Below are 21,908 nucleotides of genomic sequence, written 5' to 3'. Positions count from 1 at the left end.
AGATTTAAATCCAATAGAAAATATGTGGTCACGAGTCAAGGCGATTCGAACTAAGTTTAGAGTTAAAGATATTGATAAATTATTTAAAGATTACTGTAATGATTTATTTGGTATTTAGCTATATGTGCTGATTAATCTAGTTGCCTGTTTTATTTGGGCGATGCTGGTCGCAACGATTGGCTTCCAAATCAGTCATTATTTACATCTATTTTGGGCGAAAATGCTGCCTTATCATCAAGATATTTACATCGTTATTGCCGTTATTTTATGTATCGTATTCTTCCGTGTGCTCTATACGGTGTTGAAGTGGTGGCGTAAGCATCATCAACATTGATAAAGTGAACGTGGCTGATCTGATAAAGTCGTCAAGACATAATTAAAAGATTTAAAGGGATATTTAGTGAGAGCAATATGGGCTTAGGTTATGGTGCGGGTGCGGGAGGTTTCCTTATTATTTGCTTTGCGATTTTGGTGCTATTTATTGTCATTGCGATTTGGTTGAGTTGGAATAATTGGTATAAAAAGCAAAAAAATCGACCATATAAAGTAAATGCGGTACTTAAAATTGGTTTATCTGGCGTATTGTTTTTCCCTTTATTTGTTGCAGTAACGCTGGGATTGTTCGTGATTTCAGGTCTTAGTTCTGACTATGCAGAGTGGCAGCATCAAAAGAAAATTCATATACAGTTGCAGGAACCCTTAAACTTTGGAGAGGTTGTACTGCCTGAAGGCACGTGGATTAACCGATCATTTGAAACCGACTATACTCTGGAACAGATGACTGATATTCGTCAAGGTTTGACATCGGCTCGTTTTCCACAGCCGATTCAAATAGCTGGATTTGATGTTATTGCATTTGAGCTGCATCGTCATTTATTGCTTGAGTTGGTACATGATCAAACCGTTATGATGAATAACCAAAAAGAAATTTGTCCGGCTGGATGGCTGCTTGAGTTAGGTGGAGCTGGTTATCCGTCCACTGCACAACGTTATAGTTTGAATTTTGATTGGTTTACACCAAGTCGATGGCAGCCTATAAACTGTTTTGATGGCGAAGGAATTATTGTATTAAAGTCAAAAGATTTCTCATAAAAAAGCCTGCATCATTGCAGGCTTTTTTTTCACTATTTATAAAACTTAGCGATAATCATTAGAAAATCATTAAATGTAATAACTGGTTTTGGTCATCAGCTTTGAAATACCAGTCATGGCAATACGAACTGGAACAGGAAGGTCTACACCACCTGCATTGAGTGCTGTATCACGGTGATGCAGCTCATCTTCATTCATTTGCACTAAGATTTTACGTGAACGTTCGTCTTGTTCAGGAAGTTGGCGGATGTGATCTTCTAAATGCAGGCTCACTTGACGCTCAGTTTCAGCGACAAAACCTAAGCTGTATTGATCTCCGGCAATACCTGCCAATGCGCCCATCCCAAAAGAAAGGCCGTACCAAACAGGGTTGAGCAGACTGGTATGGCTGTCTAATTCTTTTAAGCGGTCTTCACACCAAGCCAAATGATCTTGTTCTTCAATCGCAGCTTGTTCCATTTCACGGCGTACGTTCGGCAGTTTCGCGGTGAGGGCTTGGCCATGATAAAGCGCTTGAGCACACACTTCACCACTATGGTTGACCCGCATTAGACCCGCCACATGACGTGCTTCACTGACTGCAAGTTGAGTCTTTTCAGCAACAGACGGATTTTCACGATGTGCAGCCGTTGCTCCGGGAACTAAACTACGTAAGGCCTGATCAAATGAGTGAATAAGTTTGTCGACACCTGTAAATTGACGCATGGATTAATCCTCCAGAGAGACTTGCGTAGTTTGAAGCAAAGGTTTGATGCGTAATAGCAGCCAAATACAAAAAATTGCACTGAGCACTGCGGTTATACAAAAAAGTATTTTAATATCAATCTTTAAAACACTCAGAATGATAATTGAAAATATAGCAGAAGATACCATAAATACCGCATTTAAAATGTTGTTTGCGGCAACGACTCGCGCACGATGTGAGCGTGGGGAGTAAGCTTGCATCATTGCATAGAGTGGAACGATGTAAAATCCGCCACTAATGCCCAATAAAGTCACGGCAATCATGACATGGTAATAGCCCCAACCTTGATGAAAAACTTCTGAGAGGGTAATAAGTGGGCCAGTTAGAGTCGGGACGAGGGTCAAACTAAATGCTAAATACAGTGCAAAGACCGTTAAACCTACAGCACCGATGGGAACCATCTTAATATTAACTTGAGTTCCGCCCAATTTACGACAAAGCAATGAACCCACGCCCACACCGACAGAGAAAAAGGTCAATAGCAAGCTAACGACATTTTCAGAGGCATGTAGGTTTTGCTGAGTCATTTGTGGAATTTGGGTGAGGTAGGTTGCACCATAAAACCAATACCACGAGTTCCCCAATAAAATGGTAAAAATCAGCGGCAAACTTTTGGCATATTTCATCGTTTGGTAACTGGTACGGAAAAAGTTCCAATCGATTTTTAAATCAGGTGTAGTGACATTTTGCTTAAGAATAAAACGACTGGTGATATAACCTAAAATGGCGATGGTCATTACTGTCAGGCTGATCCACATTAAATTGCCTTGAGATGAAGCAATCACTGCACCGCCCAAAATCATACCGATCAAAATTGCCATGGATGTACCAGATTGGAATAAGGCATTTCCAGACATGAGTTCATTTGGCTTTAAGATTTCAGGCAAAATGGCATATTTGATTGGACCAAAAAATGTCGAATGGGTCCCCATCAAGAATAAAGCCAGCAACAATAACCATAAATGACCGGTCAGAAAGCCAATACTGCCGATGATCATGATGATAATTTCTAAAATTTTGATACCACGGACAAGTTGTGAACGTTCAAACTTATCTGCGATCTGTCCCGCTGTCGCTGAAAAAATAAAGTAGGGTAAAATAAACAATAATGCAGCTAGATTGTTTAGCGTGCTGATGGGTAATGCCTGTTGTTGGATTAATCCATAGGTGATGACCAACAATAAAGCCTGTTTATAGACATTGTCATTGAGCGCCCCAAAAAATTGGGTCAAAAACATAGGCAGGAAACGGCGTGTACCTAGCAGATGTTCGTTGTTATTCATAAGCGTCTTGCTACATTAAGTTTTATTAAGAAATGTGAGTGATTGGTAAAATCTCTAAAAAAATCATGTAATATGTTTTTGAGTTTGGAGATGGCGAAAAACCAATAGATATAAGATCTTTAGCTCTACATCTGATTGACTAAGTCCATTACATAATGAAATTTGTTAGAGTTTGCTATGCCTGCAAAAATCAAGTTTAAAAAAACAATGCTTCATCACAGTATGGCTCACTGCATACGACAGCATCATAGCAATAAAAGTCTATATATGAGCATCTTTTTGACCTTGTGTGCTCAGCATAGTTTCGCCCAAACTCCCGCGGAAACTGTTCCAACCTCTGCAGATACAAAAGCAGAGATTGTTGCTGAAATCAAGGATGAGGCTGTAAAGCAAGGGCTGTCGACGCCTGAAGCAATTGAAAAAATTGAAAATATAAATGAGCCGAAAGAATCTGTTGATAGTATGAAAATGCTGCAAGAACAGCAGCAAGCAGGAACACAACTACAAGAATTTAAACCCATTGAGTTCGAAGATTTAGAAAACTTACCCGTGACACCTGTTGATCAAAACATGGCGAATGAAATCTTCCAAGTTGCTGAAGAGGCCAAACGTCAGGCGCAGGAGTACCGTGCGACACAACAAACAGAAGTTGCTGTTGCGGACATTACCCAAAAAGAGTTAACGGAAATTAACCAAGCGCCAGTCAATATTGATCAGCTCATGGGTGAAATTCGTTCGGATAATGAAATTACCGCAACACAAAATGAAAATGCCAGTACGCTGCAAGAGCTGAATAATCCAACCGTGGAAGATGATGCAGAGCCGGGTATTTTCAAGCGCTTATTATATAAAGTACGTCCGCCACGTCAGATGAATACGGCAAAAGTGCCACGAATTAGTGCGGATGTTGAAATTACCTCAGCACATAATACCAGTCAGACTTCGAGTAAGGCTTACGGTGCGGCGCTGGAAGATCTCAAAGCCAATATTAAAGGCAAGCTTTCAAGTTTTACTCAAGAGTCTTTTAGCGATTTTCCATCGGCTTTGCCTCAATTACGCAGCTTGTCCAATCAAGCTGCACAAGCTGTAGGTTTTTATCAGTCAGAATTCAAATTTGAAAAAGTGTCTGATAGTAAAGTTCGTGTATTGGTTACACCAAATACGCCTGTGCAAATTCAAAAGCAAAATATTGAATTTTCAGGGGCTGGAGCAAATCAAGCTCAGTTTCAGGTGATTGGTGTTTTACCAGATCAAGAAGAAGGTGACATTCTTAATCATGGTGAATACGAAACGACGAAAGGCCGAATTAATGATGCAGCAACTAATAACGGTTATTTCGACTCGTACTGGCGTTTGCACGATGTAAGAGTGGCTCAACCACAAAATACAGCCGATATCAATTTGCGATTTGAAACGGGTGAGCGTTATAAGCTGGGCGAAGTCGAATTTCGAATGAGTGATCCGAATGCAGAGTTTCCATTGGATCGCGATATTTTAGAAAGCTTGGTGACGTGGAAAGACGGTGCTGACTATACTTTCTGGCGTGTGAATGGTTTGGCTAACAACCTAACTAACTCGCGCTATTTTAACTACACCTTGGTTGATGCGATTCGACCAGACCCGATTGAAAAGCCGCTTGAATTGCCACCAGATATTCAGACCTTGGTCGATCAAAATCAGCTGTCTGAAAGTTCACAAATAGTGAAAGACAAAACTGAAGTGATGTCGAATAAGGAAGTCACGCAAAAAGTGGTCGATGAAGACCAATTTGCGGGGGTGAATGATGCAGAGCAATCCTCTAAATTACGCAGTTTGCAAGATACGCAAGATGCCAAACAAGAAGAACAAGATCGCTTAAAAGCACAAGCACGTGAAGATAAAAAAGTCCCTGTAATCGTGACGCTGAATGCAGACAAGCTGAATAGTGCAGAAATTGGTGCAGGTTTTGGTACCGACACCGGCACACGTGTTCGTGGGCAGTATCGCCGTGCCATCGTGAATAAACGTGGTCATTCTTTTGACGCCAACATGGAAGTGTCCAAAATCCGTCAATCGATTGATGGTCGCTATAACATTCCATATAACCACCCATTAAATGACTATGTCAGCTTGGTCGGTGGTTATGAGCGTGAAGAACGTGATGATGTTGGTCAAGGTGTTAATCTTTCGATTGAATCTGCTGTTGCTGGGGTTGACCGGATTATTAAAAACCCACGTGGTAGTTGGCAGCATACCTTTGGTTTACGTTACCGTTTGGACCGTATTACCGATGACGGCCTAAGTCCAAGTGATGACATTCCAGATGCGTTCTTGGTGAATACCAATAATGAACAGCAGTCCTTGATGTTTGGCTATGAAATTTCTCGAACCGACTCTGATAAACGTGTGAACCCGAGTAAAGGGATCAAGCAGACCTATAAAGTTGAAGTCGGAAGTGAAAGCTTACTTTCAGATGTTGATATGGCGATCTTGAATGCGGGCTGGCGCTTTATTTATTCATTGGGTGAAAATGATAATCACCAAGTCGTTGGGCGCAGTGATTTAGGTTATATTCTGACAGAGAACTTTGATAAAGTTCCTTATAACTTACGCTACTTTACCGGTGGTGACCAAACCATTCGCGGCTTTGACTATAAGAGTTTAGCGGCTGAAGAAAATGGCTATAAAATTGGTGGTCAAGTCTTGGCAACGGGTTCATTAGAATATAACTACCAATTTAAAGAAGGTTGGCGCGCTGCGGTCTTTAGTGACTTTGGTAATGCGTACGATAAAGACTTTAATACACCGACTGCATATAGCGCAGGTGTGGGGATACGTTGGGCTTCGCCAATTGGCCCAATTCGTTTAGATGTTGCTACTGGACTTTCTGACGACAGCAAACCAATTCGTTTACATTTCTTTATTGGTTCACAATTATAATTTTTAGGTGATGTGTTTTTTATGACTGAACAAGAACAGCAAGAACCAGAAAACGAAACGCCGGTAGAGCAACTGCCGAAGAAGCGTCGTATTCTTCGAAGTGTCATTTTGACCTTCGTGTTCGTGCTTATCTTTTTGGTGGCTGCATTGGCGGTCATGTTCTCTACAGACAAAGGTAGTAAGTTTTTACTTGACCGTGTTCTGGAACGTCAGCAAATCATTCACTATGAATATGAAGGTGGTAACCTGTGGCGGGGCATTATTCTACGAAATGTCCTCGTTACGCTAAAACCTGTCGATGTAAAAATTGACCGTGCCGATATTACACTCGGTTGGCGCGCCATTATTAATAAAGAAATTCATTTAAATAAGGCAGATGTTAAAAATCTGCAAATTATTACCAAGACCCCACCTAGCGATAAACCTTTTGTATTTAGTGAAATCCGTTTGCCGTTCGTACTTCGTGTCGATCATGCAGATTTAGATCATATGTTGATTAAAACCCATAGTTCAGGTGTGGATTTTTATGACATTGAATTAAATGAAGCGCTTTGGTCAGGGACGGAATTAAAATTTGAAGATACCCGTATGGATATGGGGTATTTGTCCGTGCGCCAAGCCTCGGGGAATATGAAATTTGAAGGCAAGTATCCGCTAAATGCTGTGGGGATTGTTAATTTACCTTCATTACGTGAAAGCCTGAAAATTCATGATATTCAAGTGGTGGCTAAAGGATCTCTTGATACGATTCAAGCCGGTGTGGCAACTCATACGCCTGATCTTTTAACAGGATGGGCAGTGGTCCATCCAATGCGTCCACATGTCCCGATGTTTGGTGCGCTTAAATTTAAAAACTATCATTTACCTTTACTGACTGAGCAAAAGCTCTTTGCTAAAAATGGGCTGGCAAAATTCAAAGGGGATATTCAGCGTCTCAATTTAGATTTAGACACGGACCTGAGCGGTGCCAATATCCCTGAAGGTAAATATACCGCGCTCATGAGTACGGACTTGGTCAACCAACTTGATATTACTAACCTAAATGGTCAAGTGATGGGCGGCTCTGTCAACTTGGGTGGCGTGGTGAGTTGGAAAGATCAGGTCACTTGGGATGTAAGCGGTCGTTTAGATAAAATTAATCCAAAACATAAGCTGATCCCGCAGGTGGTTCAAGATTTTCTACCTGTGAGTTTAAATAGTAATATTGCGTCCAAAGGTACCCTTGAAAAAGGCATGCACCTGACGGCGTTGGTGGATTTTGACCAATATGAAACTTGGAATTTAAAACTCGATCAAGCGCCGGCCAAAAATAATAAAGCTCAGCCGATGCTGATGGATGTGTCTTGGAAAAATATAGACCGTGCAGTGCCATATGTTGGATGGTTGAGTAGTGATTCGGGCAATGTGCAATTGGCGCTTACAGAAGGTCAGCAGAACATTAACGTGGCGACCACCGTGTCAAGACATGAAAAAGGTGCTCTGCCTGCTGGACAATATCAAGCCAAACTGAATCTGAAAAATAACAATCTCAATGTCCCTGCCTTTAGTTATGTGGCCGACAAAGGTCAGCTCAAAGGTAATGCAGTTGTAGAATTGCCTGATCAAAAACGTATGCTGAAATGGCAAGCCAATGTACAAGCACAGCAGTTCAATCCGCAAACCATCGTAGCTGCTGCGCCTGTCGATCAAATTACAGGGTCATTAAAAGCCAATGGTTATGCAAAACCAAATCAACAGATTATTCAGCTGAATAATATTGATTTGTTAGGCCGACTAGCACAGCAAAATGAAACGGTTCATTTAACAGGTAAATCTACTGCTGCGCTGACTTTCCATGATGAGAAACAAGGTGGAGGCTTTAAAGCTTTTGCTGTGAATTATAATGGTGGCCTCAATGCAAGCCAAGTTGCCGCAAGTAAAGGCAGTTTGATTTTCAAAGTATCGGGTACACCTGAATTAATTAAAATAGCCGAGCTACGTCATGATGGCGTGGCAGGTAAAATTTCTGCCAATGGACAAGTTTTACTACAAAAAGCCATTGGTTGGGATATCAATGCATCACTGGTGCATTTTAAGCCGCATTACTTTGCCTCAAATGTACGGGGTGAATTATCTGGAAATTTAAAAACCAGTGGTGTGTGGTCAGATACGCTAAAACGTATTCAAATTGAACGTCTGAATTTGGCAGGTATGATCAATAACAAACCTGTCCGTGGTCAAGGTAACTTGGCGATGGTGATTAATTCAAATCAATCTGGTTTTATGCCAAAACAGTTTGAAGCGAATAATTTACTGTTGGCTTATGCCAATAACCAAATTCAAGCCACTGGTAATGCACAAAATTTACAATTGAAAATTAATGCACCGGCATTATATGAAATTTATGCAGGCCTACGTGGACGTGCTTATGGCTACTTAAATGTTCAAGCACAACCACGACTGCAAGCATCTGCCAATATCGCAATAGATGATTTTGCTTTTAATAATTTATTCAGTGTGAAAAAAATACGGGTGCAAGGCGAGTTGCCAACTTCTGCGACTTCACCAAGTTTATTAACGGCAACGATGGATAATTTACGCAGTAACAACCGTGAGATTGTGAAAGGTCAAATTTCACTAGCAGGAACACGTAATGCGCATTTATTAAAAGTCAGTGCTGAAAATAAATTATCAAAATTTTATGTGCAGTTAGCTGGTGGTTTTAACGCACAAAATAATTGGCTTGGTCAGATTCAAAAAGGCGATTTTGACTCCTTACGTACCCGTCTTGTGCAGCGTCAAAATGCATCGATTATTTACAACACTGCACAGTCTGACTTATTTGTTGGCGCACATTGTTGGATGAGCCAGCAAAGTGAATTATGTTTTGATCAGCCGATTCGTGTGAATAAAAACCGCGGCAATGTATCCTTTGTGACAAAGAACCTAGACTTAAATGATTTTGCAGCATTTATGCCTGAAGGCCTGGCGATTACGGGTAAAGTGAATGGTTATGCAAAAGCGTCTTGGGCGAAAGGTGCAAAACCTAAAATTGATGCACGTTTAGTGACTCGTGACGGTTTACTTGGTTTAGCAGCTGAAGATCCACAGTATTTAGCATCCACTTTAAAATATGATGAAGTTGGCTTGATGGCGAAAAGTGTCGCTGAAGGGCTACAAATTCGACTCGATACCAAAGCCCCAGATATTGGTACAGGTTATGCCAATATTATTATTGATCCGTATAAAGCCAATAAACCGATCCGTGGTGAAGTGGCCTTTAACCAAGTTCAATTGAAAATCTTAAAACCATTTATACAAGATGTCCGTTCAATGGGCGGTACGTTGTCTTATGCGGCAAAAATTAGCGGAACATTGTCACAGCCTTTAATGGATGGTGAGATTCGAGTGAAAAATGGCTCGATTAGCATGATTTCATTGCCTGTGAACTTGACCAATATTCAGTTGTATTCTGCTGTACGTCAAAACCATGCGACGATTGATGGTGCATTTAACAGTGGGCGTGGTGTGGGCAAATTAACCGGAAATATTGACTGGAAAAATGATCCACGTATCCAGTTGAATTTAACGGGTAATGAAATGTTAGTCCGTCAAGCGCCATTGATCACCGCTGTTGTAACGCCTGATTTATCTTTAGATGTGCTGCCTTTCAGTAAGAAATTAACCTTAAAAGGTAAAATTGATGTGCCGCGTGCATTGATTTCGATGCCAGAATCGTCTGCAACAGTGGTTGGGGTATCTTCAGATGTACGTGTGGTACATGAAGGTGATAACCAACTTGAGATCTTAAAATCGGCACGTCCTTGGGATATTCGCGCTGACGTACAGGTGAATATTGGTAATCAAGTGATTTTCCAAGGTTTTGATAGCCGAATTCCGTTGATTGGTCGTTTGAATTTGACACAACGTGGTTTAGAAACAGCAATGCGTGCCAATGGTGCAATCGGTGTTTCTCAGCGTGTGAAAATCGAAGCTTATGGTCAAAGTCTGGACTTGAACCGTGCGATTGCCCGTTTTAATGGACCATTGGCGAACCCAACTTTAGATATTGATGCCAATAAAGCCGTTCAAGGCAGTACCGTTGGTGTTCGTGTGACGGGTACAGCATCAAGTCCAGCAATTCAGGTGTATAACGATGCAGGTCTGTCTGAACAAGAAGCCTTAAATGCCTTAATTACAGGTCGTATCAATGAAGGAAGTTCAGGTTTAAGTCAGGCGGAAGGTTTCCGTTCAGATGTGAACAATACGATTGCTGCAGCCGGTATTAGTATGGGCTTGGGTGGTACACGTGCATTGACCAATCAAATTGGTCGTACATTTGGTCTGAGTGGTTTGGCATTAGATGCTCAAGGAACAGGAGATGATACTCAGGTTTCTGTGACGGGTTATATCACACCTGACTTATTCATTCGTTATGGTGTCGGGGTATTTACTCCAGTGAATAAACTGACCTTACGTTATCAAATGAATCAACGTTTGTACTTGGAAGCGAGTCAGTCTTTAGAACGAGCAATCGACTTGTTCTATAATTGGCGCTTCTAAGAGAAGTCAAAATTTGAGTATAAAAAACGCAGCTTAGGCTGCGTATTTTATACAAATGATGAGCTGAGAAATCAATCTTTAAACGTATCATTCAGTGCCTGTTGTACCGCTTCAACACGAGACTTACAGGCTTTATAGGCTTGCATCGACTCTTCAACGATTTTCATAAGATTATCAATGTCGGGTTCTTGCTGAGATTCGAGTAATTCAGCATTACGTTTTAAAACTTCATAGCCTTCTTTAAAACTTAGAGTATCAGTCGTCATGATTTTTTACCTGTATATGTTGAATGTCAGCCGTAATGACACCGTCTTGCATTTCAATTTCAATCGGTGAATGCGTTGAAGGCTGAAGATTTTTCGTTGCACGAATGGCGTGACCTTGCTGCCGGACGATGGCATAACCTTTGGAGAGCACATGTGCAGGGTTTTGCAGCAAAGTCTCACGCATGAGTATTTCAATATTCTGTGCAGCTGTTTTAAGTTGTAACTGAGCAAAATAAGCAGTGTTATCTTGGTATTGTTGTAATAGCCGAGTTGAGTCATTGATTTGACTCTGAGCCAAGGTCTTAATGGCATGTAGCAACTGATCATTTTGATTTTGATACAGGGCAATTTGATGTTGTGAGCGCAGTTGAATGCTTTGTAATGCCTCTAAAACTTCCTGAGTTCGCTCAACAATATGATTACGAATCCCCCCAATCACTTTACTCGGGGTGTCGAAAGAGCGATGTGCAATTTCGTCTAAGATCGTACGGTCTTTTTCATGGCCGATACCGACCCAAATTGGCACGCTACGCTTAGATAGAAGTACAGCCAAATCATAATCATTCAGATAAGCAAGATCGTTAACAGCACCGCCACCACGAATAATCACGATCAAATCTGGCGCAGTTTGAAAGTCATTGGCCCATTGTCTTAAACCCAGTGCTAAAGCATCTCGGATACTTTGTGCTGCGGTATTTCCTTGAAAGGTGGCAGCATGATAGACAAATTCACACACGCCAGCATGTTCTAGTGCATCTGCATCTTTTTTAAAGTCACCCAAGCCTGCCGCATTTTCAGGCGCGATAACCAAGACATGCTGAATATCAAATGGCGCAGGCAAGTTTCGATTTTTATGAATCAGACCTTCGCCGGTGAGTTTTTCTAAAATTTGTTGATAACATCGAGCCAGATCACCCAAAGTAAAACTCGAATCAATTTCTTCGATATTGACTGAAAAGCCGTACTGCGGGTCAAATTTGGCACGCACTTTAACCAAGACATTTAAGTCGCGACTGAGCTCAATGCCGCTTTCACGTTCAAATTTTCCGACAACTTTATTTGCAGTAAATTTCCAAATTGTGGCCTTACAACTGGCAATGACTCTATCACTTTCTTGTTCTTTTTCAGCCAATTCTAAATAGTAATGTCCACCTTTGATGTTTAAATTTCGAATCTCGGCTTTGACCCACACGGCATCATCAAAAGCCAATTGAATGACTTCTTTGACCGCAGATAGATATTCGCTCAGCGTTAATTGAACATCAGACATAATTTAAAATAGGAGAATATAAAAATGAATATTCATTTAAATACTAAATAAATATTCAGCAATTGCAAATGATCATTTCGGTTAAAACAGCAGACATTATCAACGCCACTACAGCGTAGCGTTTCAATCAAACGTTTCATTTCACACGGAGCAGTTCGTTCCAATTACTCAGGTAAGCGGGGGAACACAGATTTTTTTTCATCCGCCATGTTGCAGCATCGTCCTGTGCTAAGCCGATCGAGACAAAATGATGTCCAAATTTTTTTTGAATACCGTCGATGGTGTCGGACAGTTTCAAACGGCTTTGTCTTAACGCCATATCGCAAAACAAATCTGGCGTAAAATTTTGTTTTGGAATGATTTCTAATAACACTACACCGGCTTTTTTATATTTAAATCCGGCTCTAAAGATTTTTTCGGCGGCACGCGTTGCTGCTTGGGTGATACTAATTAAGTCATCGGTATACTCATTCAGTGTAATGGCCAGATAAGGTGCGTATTTTTCAGCAGAATTAAAGCGACTCGTTTGAATAAAAACTCCCACCATACGACATAGAGAATGATCTGCTCTTAAACGTGTGACGGCTCGCGCGATATATACACGAATAGAGGCCTTAATATCTTCCAGTTCGTAGACAGGCTGACCATAGGAACGACTACTGATAATTTGCTGTTTGCTCGGCGCTTCTTCTTCAATAGACAGACAAGATAGACCTTGCAGTTCCAAGACGGTTTTTTCCATCACCACACTAAATTTTTTTCGAATATCTTTAGGCTGTGCATTGATTAGATCTAAAACATAATGAATACCAAGCTGATTCAGGGCTTTTGTATGATTCCGACCGACGCCCCAAACTTCATTGACTGGTGTCTGCGCAAGGAGTTGTTCTGAGGAACAAGGGTCCATTTCAACTAAATTGCACACACCGTTCAAATAAGCATTTTTTTTGGCAAAATGGTTGGCCATTTTGGCTTCCGTTTTAGAGCGACCAATCCCGACACAGCAGGTTAAACCTAGCCATTTTAGGATCGTATCTCGTATTTCTTTGGCATATAGGTTCAAATCAAACAGTTCTTGATAGGCAGTGAAATCTAAAAAACATTCATCGATCGAGTAAACTTCACGGTCTTCGGGGCCGACATACATGCCTAAAATATTCATAAATCGATTAGACATTTCAGTGTAGAGAGCATAGTTACTCGACAACACCTGAACATGATGCTGTTGGATTAAATCCTGAATTTGATAGACCGGCACAGCCATTTTAATCCCGAGGTCTTTGGCTTCCTGACTTCGAGATACAACACAGCCATCGTTATTGGACAGTACGACGACAGGGACATTATTGAGCTTTGGGTTAAAGACACGCTCACAACTGACGTAGCAGTTGTTAAGGTCAACTAACGCAAATATTTTATTTGCAGCTTTCATGGTGAATTCTTGTGTTTAGGTGTGTGATGAGCGCTTATAAAATTGCTTTAAATTAAAGGTCACAACACCCTGAACAACGATAGATTCGCTATCTGAAGGGATAATATGCGCATAGGCTGGATTTTCTGCTTTTAGCCAAATTTTGGGTAAGACTTTATTGGGATCACCAAAAATGTCGGCAATTTCTTCTTTTGACATTTTTGCGGTGATCATCAATCGCTTTAAGGTGATTTCACGATTATCAATCAGTGCAACCACGATATCGCCATGTTTGGCTTCTAAGCTACGATCGACTAAAAAAGTATCATTAATTTCAAAGCCGGCGTTGAGTAAAGACTCGCTATCGACATGCGCAATAAATGTAGCGAGCGGGTTAATTACCAAATAATCATTTAGGTCTAAGGCTTTTTCAAAAACATCTTTATTGGCGAAAGCTGGGCCAGCAGGAATACGTTCCAAGGCAACGGGAAGTTCAATACGGGTATTTTTCTGAACAGGCTGAACATTGAGCGAAGAATCCAAAAATGGATCCATAGATAGTTCTTGAGATTGCCTTTCAAGCAGGGCATTGATGGTGGGACTGGGTTTGCCATCTGCGCCCATGAGCTGTTGCAAAGACGACCAAGCTTCGTCCGAAAAATAAATCGGCAGTTTTTTTGACATATTTTGCTCCTACGCAACGTGGCGTGTTTGAAGAAAAGTACTTTTTTTAGCATACGCGTTGAGCAGGTCATTTTTCAAATTTATAAAACCTTTAAAATCAAAGCTGCGACAAGTTTAGTCGTTTTAAATATTGCAAAAATCATCATCAGTTCAAAGAAAATGACGTTCTGTATTTTGAACATAGGGCACATTGCTGCCTAATTACAGAAAGTGGAATGACAACTAAAAATTTCAATAAACAACTCGTTTATTTGGCACAAACTTGGTAAGTTAAATTTTTATATTCAGAAATAGACTTGATGAAAAATATATGGATTTTAGCTGCACTGACAGCATTTATGGCGGGTTGTAGCACAACACAGCAAACTGAAACGACACCAGAAAAAATTGGTATGGCAAATCCAGCCAGCCAGTATTGTGTAGAACAAAAAGGTAAACTTGAAATTCGTGATGAAGCAAATGCTCAGGTCGGGTATTGCCATCTGCCAAACGGACAAGTGGTTGAAGAGTGGGCATTATTCCGTAGTAGCCAAACTGAATGTGTAGCTGATAAGGCTAAGACGCTGATTGGCCAAGCAAAATTGACTGAAGATCAGATCAAGGCGATTAGCCAAGCTCAAATTGTCCGTTTAGTAAAACCTGGGCAGCCAGTAACAATGGATTATCGTGTAGAGCGCGTCACCGTCACTGTAAATCCAATCAATAAAAAGATTATTCAAGCAACTTGTGGTTAATTCAAACGCATAAAAAAGGCCCGAAAGGGCTTTTTTTGTTTGTTCGGCTACGACTAATTTAAATGACAAATCCATTACGATCTTTTATATTGCCCCTCGTAAGGAGAAGTTCATGAAAAAGTTATTTGCTTTATCCGTTATGGTGGCTTTGGTCGGCTGTGCTGAAAAAAAACCATTAACCCCTGAAGAGCAGTGGCAGGGTTACTGCCGCAGTGTAGGTAATGCTGCACGTACGATTATGTTAGATCGTCAAAATGCAATTGAAAAAGACAAAGCAGTTGAGCATGCCAACAAAATTGAGGATGAAACCACCAAAGGATTTATCCTGAACATCATTGATGAAGTTTATGCCTTGCCGCAAGCTGAGATTAATACTGATGTTGAAAAAGCACGTGAAAAAATTCGTGCTGAGTTTACTGAAAAATGTATCGCAACACCGCATACCGAAATGCCAGATTATAAACCGTTCTAAGGAACGGTTTTTTATGCGAGAAAGCGCGTAAAGCAAAACCTAAAGGCTCTATTCAGCAGTGAGTAGTTACAACGGGGCAACTATCCGTTGTTTAGCCATATGATGGAGTTCATGCTTATTTTGCGAATGCATATTTATCTTCGGGTTACTTTGAATATGAGATGCTTAAAGATTTTTAAATAGCCTAAGCAGAGCGAAATACAAATTGTGACAACTTGCTAAATCATAAATATAGAAAAGCAAATCTTTTTAATGAATAATGAAATGGAGAATAAAAAACAGTAGAGGAGCAGAATATGGACGTTATAGGTTATATGCATCACTCAGATCTACTCCTAGAAGATGAACAAGGCGTAGCAATTATCGGTGGTGGGAACTACGTGCTCAGCATTGGAGATAAAGTCACATTACGCCAAAAAGTAGATGAATTTTCTCAACGCTATTTGGTCGATATCAGCTTTGCAAGTAATCAACATCAAACCACATGTCAGGACGAATGGTGCCTCAGATTTACAGGCGATCGAGCAGAACTTCAGCAATATATCACTGCAACCACTGTACACTAAGGTGGAATATCCAATACTGATAAAAACAGGCAACATTTAGTTGCCTTTTTTTGATGGTTAATTTTAGTCAAAAGTTAATATGCGCAAGAAAAGCGTGTTCTAAGTATTGATTTTGCTTAATGTATAAACGATATGAGGATCATTTATTTATAAAATAACGGGCATCACGAAGAAACACTTGTAGTGCATTAACTTTTAACTGGAATTTTAGTAAAATTTAGCAGTCCATATTATTTGCGTAGCTTTATTTAAAGCAGGAATGCGTAAATAATTTTTTAAAAAAGAGGAATAACACCGTGCTAGAAGCTTACCGCCAACACGTTGAAGAACGTGCCGCACTCGGAGTCCCACCGAAGCCACTTGACGATGCTCAAACAGCTGCATTAGTTGAATTATTAAAAAACCCACCAGCTGGCGAAGAAGCATTTTTAGTTGATTTACTAGAAAACCGTGTTCCAGCGGGTGTTGACCAAGCTGCATACGTTAAAGCTGCTTTCTTAGCTGCTTTGGCAAAAGGCGAAGCGACTTCTCCACTAGTAACTAAAGAACGTGCGGTTTACCTACTAGGTACTATGCTTGGTGGTTATAACGTTGCTCCTTTAGTTGCACTTCTTGATGATGCAGAGCTTGCTGAATTAGCTGCTGACGCACTTAAGAAAACTCTTCTTGTATTTGATGCGTTCCACGACGTTGCTGATAAAGCAAAAGCGGGCAATGCGAATGCACAAGCAGTTATGCAATCTTGGGCTGACGCTGAATGGTTCACTAGCCGTAAAGACGTTCCTGAAGAAATCAAACTTACAGTTTTCAAAGTAACTGGCGAAACTAACACAGACGACTTGTCACCTGCACAAGACGCGTGGAGCCGTCCAGACATTCCGTTACACGCTAACGCAATGCTTAAAAACGTACGTGACGGTATCAACCCAGAAGTTCCTGGTGAAGTTGGTCCTCTTAACCAAATCAAAGACCTTATCGCGAAAGGCAACCAAGTTGCTTACGTAGGTGACGTTGTTGGTACTGGTTCTTCTCGTAAGTCAGCAACTAACTCTGTACTTTGGTTCTTCGGTGACGAAATTGCTCACATCCCGAACAAAAAAGACGGTGGTTACTGCTTAGGTTCTAAAATCGCTCCGATTTTCTTCAACACTATGGAAGATGCTGGTGCATTGCCAGTAGAAATCGATGTTCAAAACATGAACATGGGCGACGAAATCACGCTTAAAATTGACCACGCTGCTGCTAAAGTAACTGCGTTCAAAGACGGCGCTCAAATCGCTGAATCTGAACTTAAAACACCAGTTCTTCTAGACGAAGTACGTGCAGGTGGCCGTATCAACCTTATCGTTGGTCGTGGTTTAACAACTAAAGCTCGTGAAGCTCTTGGTCTTGCACCTTCAACTTTATTCCGTACTCCAGTTCAACCTGCAGCTACTGGTAAAGGTTTCACTCAAGCTCAAAAAATGGTTGGTCGCGCTTGTGGTCTTCCTGAAGGTCAAGGTGTACTTCCAGGTACTTACTGCGAACCTAAGATGACGACTGTTGGTTCTCAAGATACAACAGGTCCAATGACTCGTGACGAACTTAAAGATCTTGCTTGCCTAGGCTTCTCTGCTGACCTAGTTATGCAATCTTTCTGTCACACAGCTGCGTATCCAAAACCAGTTGACGTTCAAATGCAACACTCGCTTCCTGATTTCATCATGAACCGTGGTGGTGTATCACTACGTCCAGGTGACGGTATTATTCACTCTTGGTTAAACCGTATGCTTCTTCCAGATACAGTTGGTACTGGTGGTGACTCACATACTCGTTTCCCAATCGGTATTTCTTTCCCTGCGGGTTCTGGTCTTGTAGCGTTTGCTGCTGCAACTGGCGTTATGCCACTAGACATGCCTGAGTCTGTACTTGTTAAGTTCAAAGGTAAAATGCAACCTGGTATCACTCTACGTGACCTAGTACATGCGATTCCTTACGTTGCGATCCAACAAGGCGACTTAACTGTAGAGAAAAAAGGTAAGAAAAACATCTTCTCTGGCCGTATCCTTGAGATCGACCTTACAGAAATGGAAACTGACCTTACTGTTGAGCAAGCGTTCGAACTTTCTGACGCATCTGCTGAACGTTCTGCTGCTGGTTGTTCTATCACGCTTTCTGAAGAGAAAGTTGCTGAATACCTTAAATCAAACATTACTATGTTGAAATGGATGATTTCTGAAGGTTATGGCGATGCTCGTACTATGGCGCGCCGTGTAGAAAACATGGAGAAATGGTTAGCGAACCCAAGCCTAATCAAAGCAGATCCAGATGCTGAATACACTAAAGTGTATGAAATTGACCTTTCTACAATTACTGAACCAGTTCTTTGCTGCCCGAACGACCCAGATGACGCTAAATTGCTTTCTGACGTTGCTGGTACAAAAATTGACGAAGTATTCGTTGGTTCATGTATGACTAACATTGGTCACTTCCGTGCGGCTGGTAAACTTCTAGACAAAGTTCCTGGTGGTTCTTTATCTACTCGTCTATGGTTGGCTCCTCCAACTCGTATGGACGAACGTCAATTGATGGAAGAAGGTTTCTACAACATCTATGGTAAAGCTGGCGCTCGTACAGAAATGCCAGGTTGTTCATTATGTATGGGTAACCAAGCACGTGTAGCTCCGAACACTACTTGTGTATCGACTTCTACTCGTAACTTCCCGAACCGTTTAGGTCAAGGCGCAAACGTTTACTTAGCTTCTGCTGAGCTTGCTTCTGTTGCTGCTGTACTTGGTAAATTACCAACTCCAGCTGAGTACCAAGAATACGCAGCTCAAATTGATAGCATGTCTGCAGACATCTACCAATACTTAAGCTTCGACAAAATGGGCGACTATACTGACGCTGCTAAAGACGTTGATACTAAGAAAATTGCTGCTGCTCAATTGTCTTAATTGATTAAGTAGTTAATAAGAAAATCCCACGTCATGTGGGATTTTCTTTATTTAATAGAATCTTACTAATAATAAAACTGTAATTTAGAAATTGGCCTTATGAAACTAAAGAATTTATCTTTTATATTATTAACATTTTGTTCTACACAAATTTTTGCAGAAGTGTCGTATACGAAGTTAGCAAACATAAAATTGGTTGATGAAAGTATATATCCCACAGGATATGACATTCAGTCTGAAGTGGAAAATTTGATTAGAGAGAAAAAGTTCAAAGATATTTCAAACAAAGCACAACAGCTTTTAAATAGTGAAGAATATAATTTTGATGGTAAGTTTAAACATACTAGTTATTTAGATTCTTTTCTTGGGATTGTAAATAAACATCGAGTAACTTCTCCAAATTATTATAAAGAAAATATAGCAATCGCACAGAAATGGATTAAGGCTGAACCAGAGTCACCATTAGGTTATATTTACTATACGCTTTGGGTTAGAAAACATGCTTGGAGCATTAGAGGGGGAAGTTATACTTCACAAGTATCGAAAAAAAATATGCAATATTTTGGTGATCAATCAATTAAAAATTTAAATTTTTTATTAGAAAATTATGATGTTGCATCTAAAGATCCTTTTTATTACTACATACTGTTAATGACCCTACGTGATCTGGGGGCTGAAGAAAACTACTTAAAAGCTTATCAAGATGGAATTGTAAAATATCCAAAACAGCGAGTTATTTATAATACATTTATGGAGAGTTTTGAGCCAAAGTGGTTTGGAGAAAATTATGATGCTATTCAAATGATTATTAATGATATACAGGAAATGAATCCTGCAGAAAAAGATTTTCATTATTATCATATTCTATATACAGTACATAACAATAAGTATGATTTGAAAAAACTAAATGTAAATTGGGCTAGGGTTGAGCAAGGTGCCGTAGATTCTTTAAGTAAACTTACTTCTTTGAGTAAAATAAATGATGTGCAAAAATTGTATTGCTCTTATCCTGGGAATAGAGTGAGGTTGGAACGGTTATTAAAATCCTTTAAACAAGGACAATTAGAAAAAAGCTATATAGAAAATAGTTTGAATAACTGTCAAAAATAGAAATAATCGCCTCTTAATTGGAGGCTTTTATTTATAAATGTTATTTACAGTTCTAAGAATACAACGTTTAATCACAACTAATATTATTTTACAGTAGCATAGATCAGTGCCCAAACAATCCCGATTCCTCTGTATTGGTGGCTTCCTCAACGGAACCCAAGTCAAAGACCAAGGCGAAAGCTTTGTCTGTGTCGAAAATGGCAAACAGATGACTTACCACAAAAAAGAAATCTTTAACCAAGATGCTTGGGATCAAGATTACTATGTCTGTGAAACCACCAGTGATAAAGAGGCGCATAACTGGGTATTCGATATCAAATAATCTCTCAAAATTCCTGCTTTTCAGTCATAAACAGCAAATGCTCAGCACATCACATACGCTGAGCATTTTTATTTATTTCATTTATTAGGCTTCAGAAATGTGTAGTAGAAGAAGGGGCTAAATAACTTATTTACATTTTTCTAGCTGAAAAAATCAAATAATTATGTAAAAAGATAAATAAAATTGAGCACTTAAGATTAAATTATGAATTATGAGCTAGATGCTTTTTTGACAATTGTCGTGGCGGTTTTGGTTTTATTTATCGGTTATTTCTTCGTACACAAAATTTCCATCCTGAAAAAATACAACATTCCTGAACCTGTAGCAGGCGGTTTGGTCGCTGCGATTATCACATTTATATTATTTAAAAACTTTAATATCACCGTAAATTTTGATGCCAAAATCCAGCAAATATTCATGCTGATGTTCTTTACATCGGTAGGCTTGAGCGCAAGTCTTGGAAAACTCAAAGAAGGCGGAAAGGCGCTGGTGCTGTTTTTAGGTTGTGTGATTGTATTTGTCATGCTGCAAAACATCGTTGGTATCAGTTTAGCCAAAATTTTAGGATTAGATCCGCTCATCGGTTTAATTACAGGTTCAGTCACATTAACTGGCGGTCACGGTACAGCAGGTGCATGGGGCACAGTCTTTGAACAAGATCATGGTATACAAGGCGCAGTCGTACTCGGTATGGCAAGTGCAACATTCGGCTTAGTCATTGGTGGCATGATGGGCGGGCCAGTGGCGAAATTCCTCATCCGCCGTTTTCAGTTGGCAGAAGAACTTGTACCGACAACAGGACGTAATGAAGCACCGCCTGCATCTGAAACGGCGCCTTTCGAATATCCTGAAAAAACTCGTTTAATTACCGCAGATGATGCCGTCAAAACGATGGGGATGTTTGCCATCTGTATCAGCTTTGCTTATTTCATGACAGAGTTTGCTCGTGGACAGTGGTTTGAATTACCTACCTTCGTTTGGGCTTTAGCGTGTGGTGTATTTTTAAGAAACACCCTTGAACTTGGCTTTAAAATTGAAATGTTTGATCGCTGTATCGATGTATTTGGTAACGCATCCTTGGCATTATTTTTATCCATGGCGCTGATGTCATTGCAGCTCTGGTTATTGGCAGATCTTGCAGGCCCGCTGGTGATTATTTTACTGGTACAAACCCTCGTTTTAGCACTGTATCTGTACTTTGTAACTTTTAAGATCATGGGAAAAAGCTATGACGCAGCCGTACTTTGTGCAGGGCAATGTGGTATAAATTTGGGTGCAACACCGACAGCGATTGCCAATATTCAGGCAGTGACCAATACCTATGGGCCATCACATAAAGCCTTTTTGATTATTCCTTTGACAGGGGCATTCTTTGTAGATATTGTCAATGCTGTGGTCATTCAGGCAACGATAGGCTTCTTTGGTTAATACTATAGCTAAATACCAAATAAATCATTACAGTAATCTTTAAATAATTTATCAATATCTTTAACTCTAAACTTAGTTCGAATCGCCTTGACTCGTGACCACATATTTTCTATTGGATTTAAATCTGG

17 protein-coding genes are annotated in these 21,908 nt (G+C 40.3%); 11 read left to right on the top strand and 6 right to left on the bottom strand.

All coding sequences use genetic code 11. The features are described from left to right. Positions 1 to 124 precede the first annotated feature (124 nt). Both FTU65_RS14665 and FTU65_RS14660 read left to right on the top strand, forming a co-directional pair. Positions 125 to 334, top strand: a complete 210-nt coding sequence (locus tag FTU65_RS14665) for a hypothetical protein (RefSeq protein ID WP_180066982.1) — start codon at positions 125 to 127, stop codon at positions 332 to 334. A gap of 77 nt (positions 335 to 411) precedes the next feature. Then, positions 412 to 1,092 (top strand): hypothetical protein, encoded by a 681-nt coding sequence (locus FTU65_RS14660; protein WP_180066980.1) that lies wholly within the window; start codon positions 412 to 414, stop codon positions 1,090 to 1,092. Positions 1,093 to 1,161: 69 nt separating this feature from the next. Here the strand turns inward: FTU65_RS14660 and coq7 are convergent, their stop codons facing one another. After that, entirely contained in the window at positions 1,162 to 1,797 is a 636-nt protein-coding gene (gene coq7 / locus FTU65_RS14655) for a 2-polyprenyl-3-methyl-6-methoxy-1,4-benzoquinone monooxygenase (RefSeq protein ID WP_168377720.1), read from the bottom strand. Between the two features lie 3 nt (positions 1,798 to 1,800). After that, entirely contained in the window at positions 1,801 to 3,120 is a 1,320-nt protein-coding gene (locus tag FTU65_RS14650) for an MFS transporter (protein WP_180066978.1), read from the bottom strand. A 177-nt stretch (positions 3,121 to 3,297) separates the two neighbouring features. Between FTU65_RS14650 and FTU65_RS14645 the strand changes: the two genes are divergently transcribed. Together FTU65_RS14645 and FTU65_RS14640 are read left to right on the top strand one after the other, a co-directional pair. Continuing rightward, positions 3,298 to 6,039 carry an autotransporter assembly complex family protein gene (locus FTU65_RS14645; protein WP_180066976.1) on the top strand — a complete coding sequence of 914 codons (2,742 nt, stop codon included), beginning with the start codon at positions 3,298 to 3,300 and terminating at the stop codon, positions 6,037 to 6,039. A gap of 21 nt (positions 6,040 to 6,060) precedes the next feature. After that, positions 6,061 to 10,581: a translocation/assembly module TamB domain-containing protein gene (locus FTU65_RS14640; RefSeq protein WP_180065294.1), complete on the top strand. Its 4,521-nt coding sequence runs from the start codon at positions 6,061 to 6,063 to the stop codon at positions 10,579 to 10,581. Between the two features lie 71 nt (positions 10,582 to 10,652). Here FTU65_RS14640 and xseB read toward each other — a convergent pair whose 3' ends face one another. From xseB to FTU65_RS14620, 4 genes are all read right to left on the bottom strand, one after another. Continuing rightward, positions 10,653 to 10,847 carry an exodeoxyribonuclease VII small subunit gene (gene xseB, locus FTU65_RS14635; RefSeq protein ID WP_180004957.1) on the bottom strand — a complete coding sequence of 65 codons (195 nt, stop codon included), beginning with the start codon at positions 10,845 to 10,847 and terminating at the stop codon, positions 10,653 to 10,655. Continuing rightward, positions 10,837 to 12,117 carry an exodeoxyribonuclease VII large subunit gene (gene xseA, locus FTU65_RS14630; protein ID WP_180011292.1) on the bottom strand — a complete coding sequence of 427 codons (1,281 nt, stop codon included), beginning with the start codon at positions 12,115 to 12,117 and terminating at the stop codon, positions 10,837 to 10,839. The genes xseB and xseA overlap by 11 nt, the downstream gene beginning before the upstream one ends. Positions 12,118 to 12,253: 136 nt before the next feature. Further along, positions 12,254 to 13,549 carry a Y-family DNA polymerase gene (locus tag FTU65_RS14625; protein WP_180011290.1) on the bottom strand — a complete coding sequence of 432 codons (1,296 nt, stop codon included), beginning with the start codon at positions 13,547 to 13,549 and terminating at the stop codon, positions 12,254 to 12,256. Between the two features lie 15 nt (positions 13,550 to 13,564). Beyond that, on the bottom strand, positions 13,565 to 14,212 hold the full coding sequence (locus tag FTU65_RS14620) for a LexA family transcriptional regulator (RefSeq protein WP_111884977.1): 648 nt from the start codon (positions 14,210 to 14,212) through the stop codon (positions 13,565 to 13,567). Between the two features lie 299 nt (positions 14,213 to 14,511). On the opposite strand from FTU65_RS14620, the gene FTU65_RS14615 reads away from it, so the two are divergent. From FTU65_RS14615 to gltS, 7 genes are all read left to right on the top strand, one after another. Then, complete coding sequence (locus FTU65_RS14615) at positions 14,512 to 14,946, top strand: I78 family peptidase inhibitor (RefSeq protein ID WP_180004959.1); 435 nt, start codon at positions 14,512 to 14,514, stop codon at positions 14,944 to 14,946. Positions 14,947 to 15,058: 112 nt separating this feature from the next. After that, positions 15,059 to 15,418: a hypothetical protein gene (locus FTU65_RS14610; protein ID WP_078193938.1), complete on the top strand. Its 360-nt coding sequence runs from the start codon at positions 15,059 to 15,061 to the stop codon at positions 15,416 to 15,418. A 296-nt stretch (positions 15,419 to 15,714) separates the two neighbouring features. Continuing rightward, positions 15,715 to 15,984, top strand: coding sequence for a hypothetical protein (locus FTU65_RS14605; protein ID WP_078189189.1), 270 nt, complete (start codon positions 15,715 to 15,717; stop codon positions 15,982 to 15,984). Between the two features lie 296 nt (positions 15,985 to 16,280). Continuing rightward, the gene (locus tag FTU65_RS14600; protein ID WP_180065295.1) at positions 16,281 to 18,920 is read left to right on the top strand and encodes a bifunctional aconitate hydratase 2/2-methylisocitrate dehydratase; all 2,640 of its coding nucleotides are present in this window, start codon (positions 16,281 to 16,283) and stop codon (positions 18,918 to 18,920) included. A 99-nt stretch (positions 18,921 to 19,019) separates the two neighbouring features. Then, positions 19,020 to 20,030, top strand: a complete 1,011-nt coding sequence (locus FTU65_RS14595) for a DUF4034 domain-containing protein (protein WP_078193935.1) — start codon at positions 19,020 to 19,022, stop codon at positions 20,028 to 20,030. A 106-nt stretch (positions 20,031 to 20,136) separates the two neighbouring features. Beyond that, positions 20,137 to 20,352 carry a hypothetical protein gene (locus tag FTU65_RS14590; RefSeq protein WP_078193934.1) on the top strand — a complete coding sequence of 72 codons (216 nt, stop codon included), beginning with the start codon at positions 20,137 to 20,139 and terminating at the stop codon, positions 20,350 to 20,352. Between the two features lie 204 nt (positions 20,353 to 20,556). After that, positions 20,557 to 21,780 (top strand): sodium/glutamate symporter, encoded by a 1,224-nt coding sequence (gene gltS / locus FTU65_RS14585; RefSeq protein ID WP_180011287.1) that lies wholly within the window; start codon positions 20,557 to 20,559, stop codon positions 21,778 to 21,780. Positions 21,781 to 21,908 lie beyond the last annotated feature (128 nt).

The organism is Acinetobacter sp. YH12129 (genome assembly GCF_013418685.1).
Taxonomy (GTDB): domain Bacteria; phylum Pseudomonadota; class Gammaproteobacteria; order Pseudomonadales; family Moraxellaceae; genus Acinetobacter; species Acinetobacter amyesii.
The sequence above is the reverse complement of the archived record's forward strand: the minus strand, read 5'-3'. Positions and strand labels throughout refer to the sequence as shown.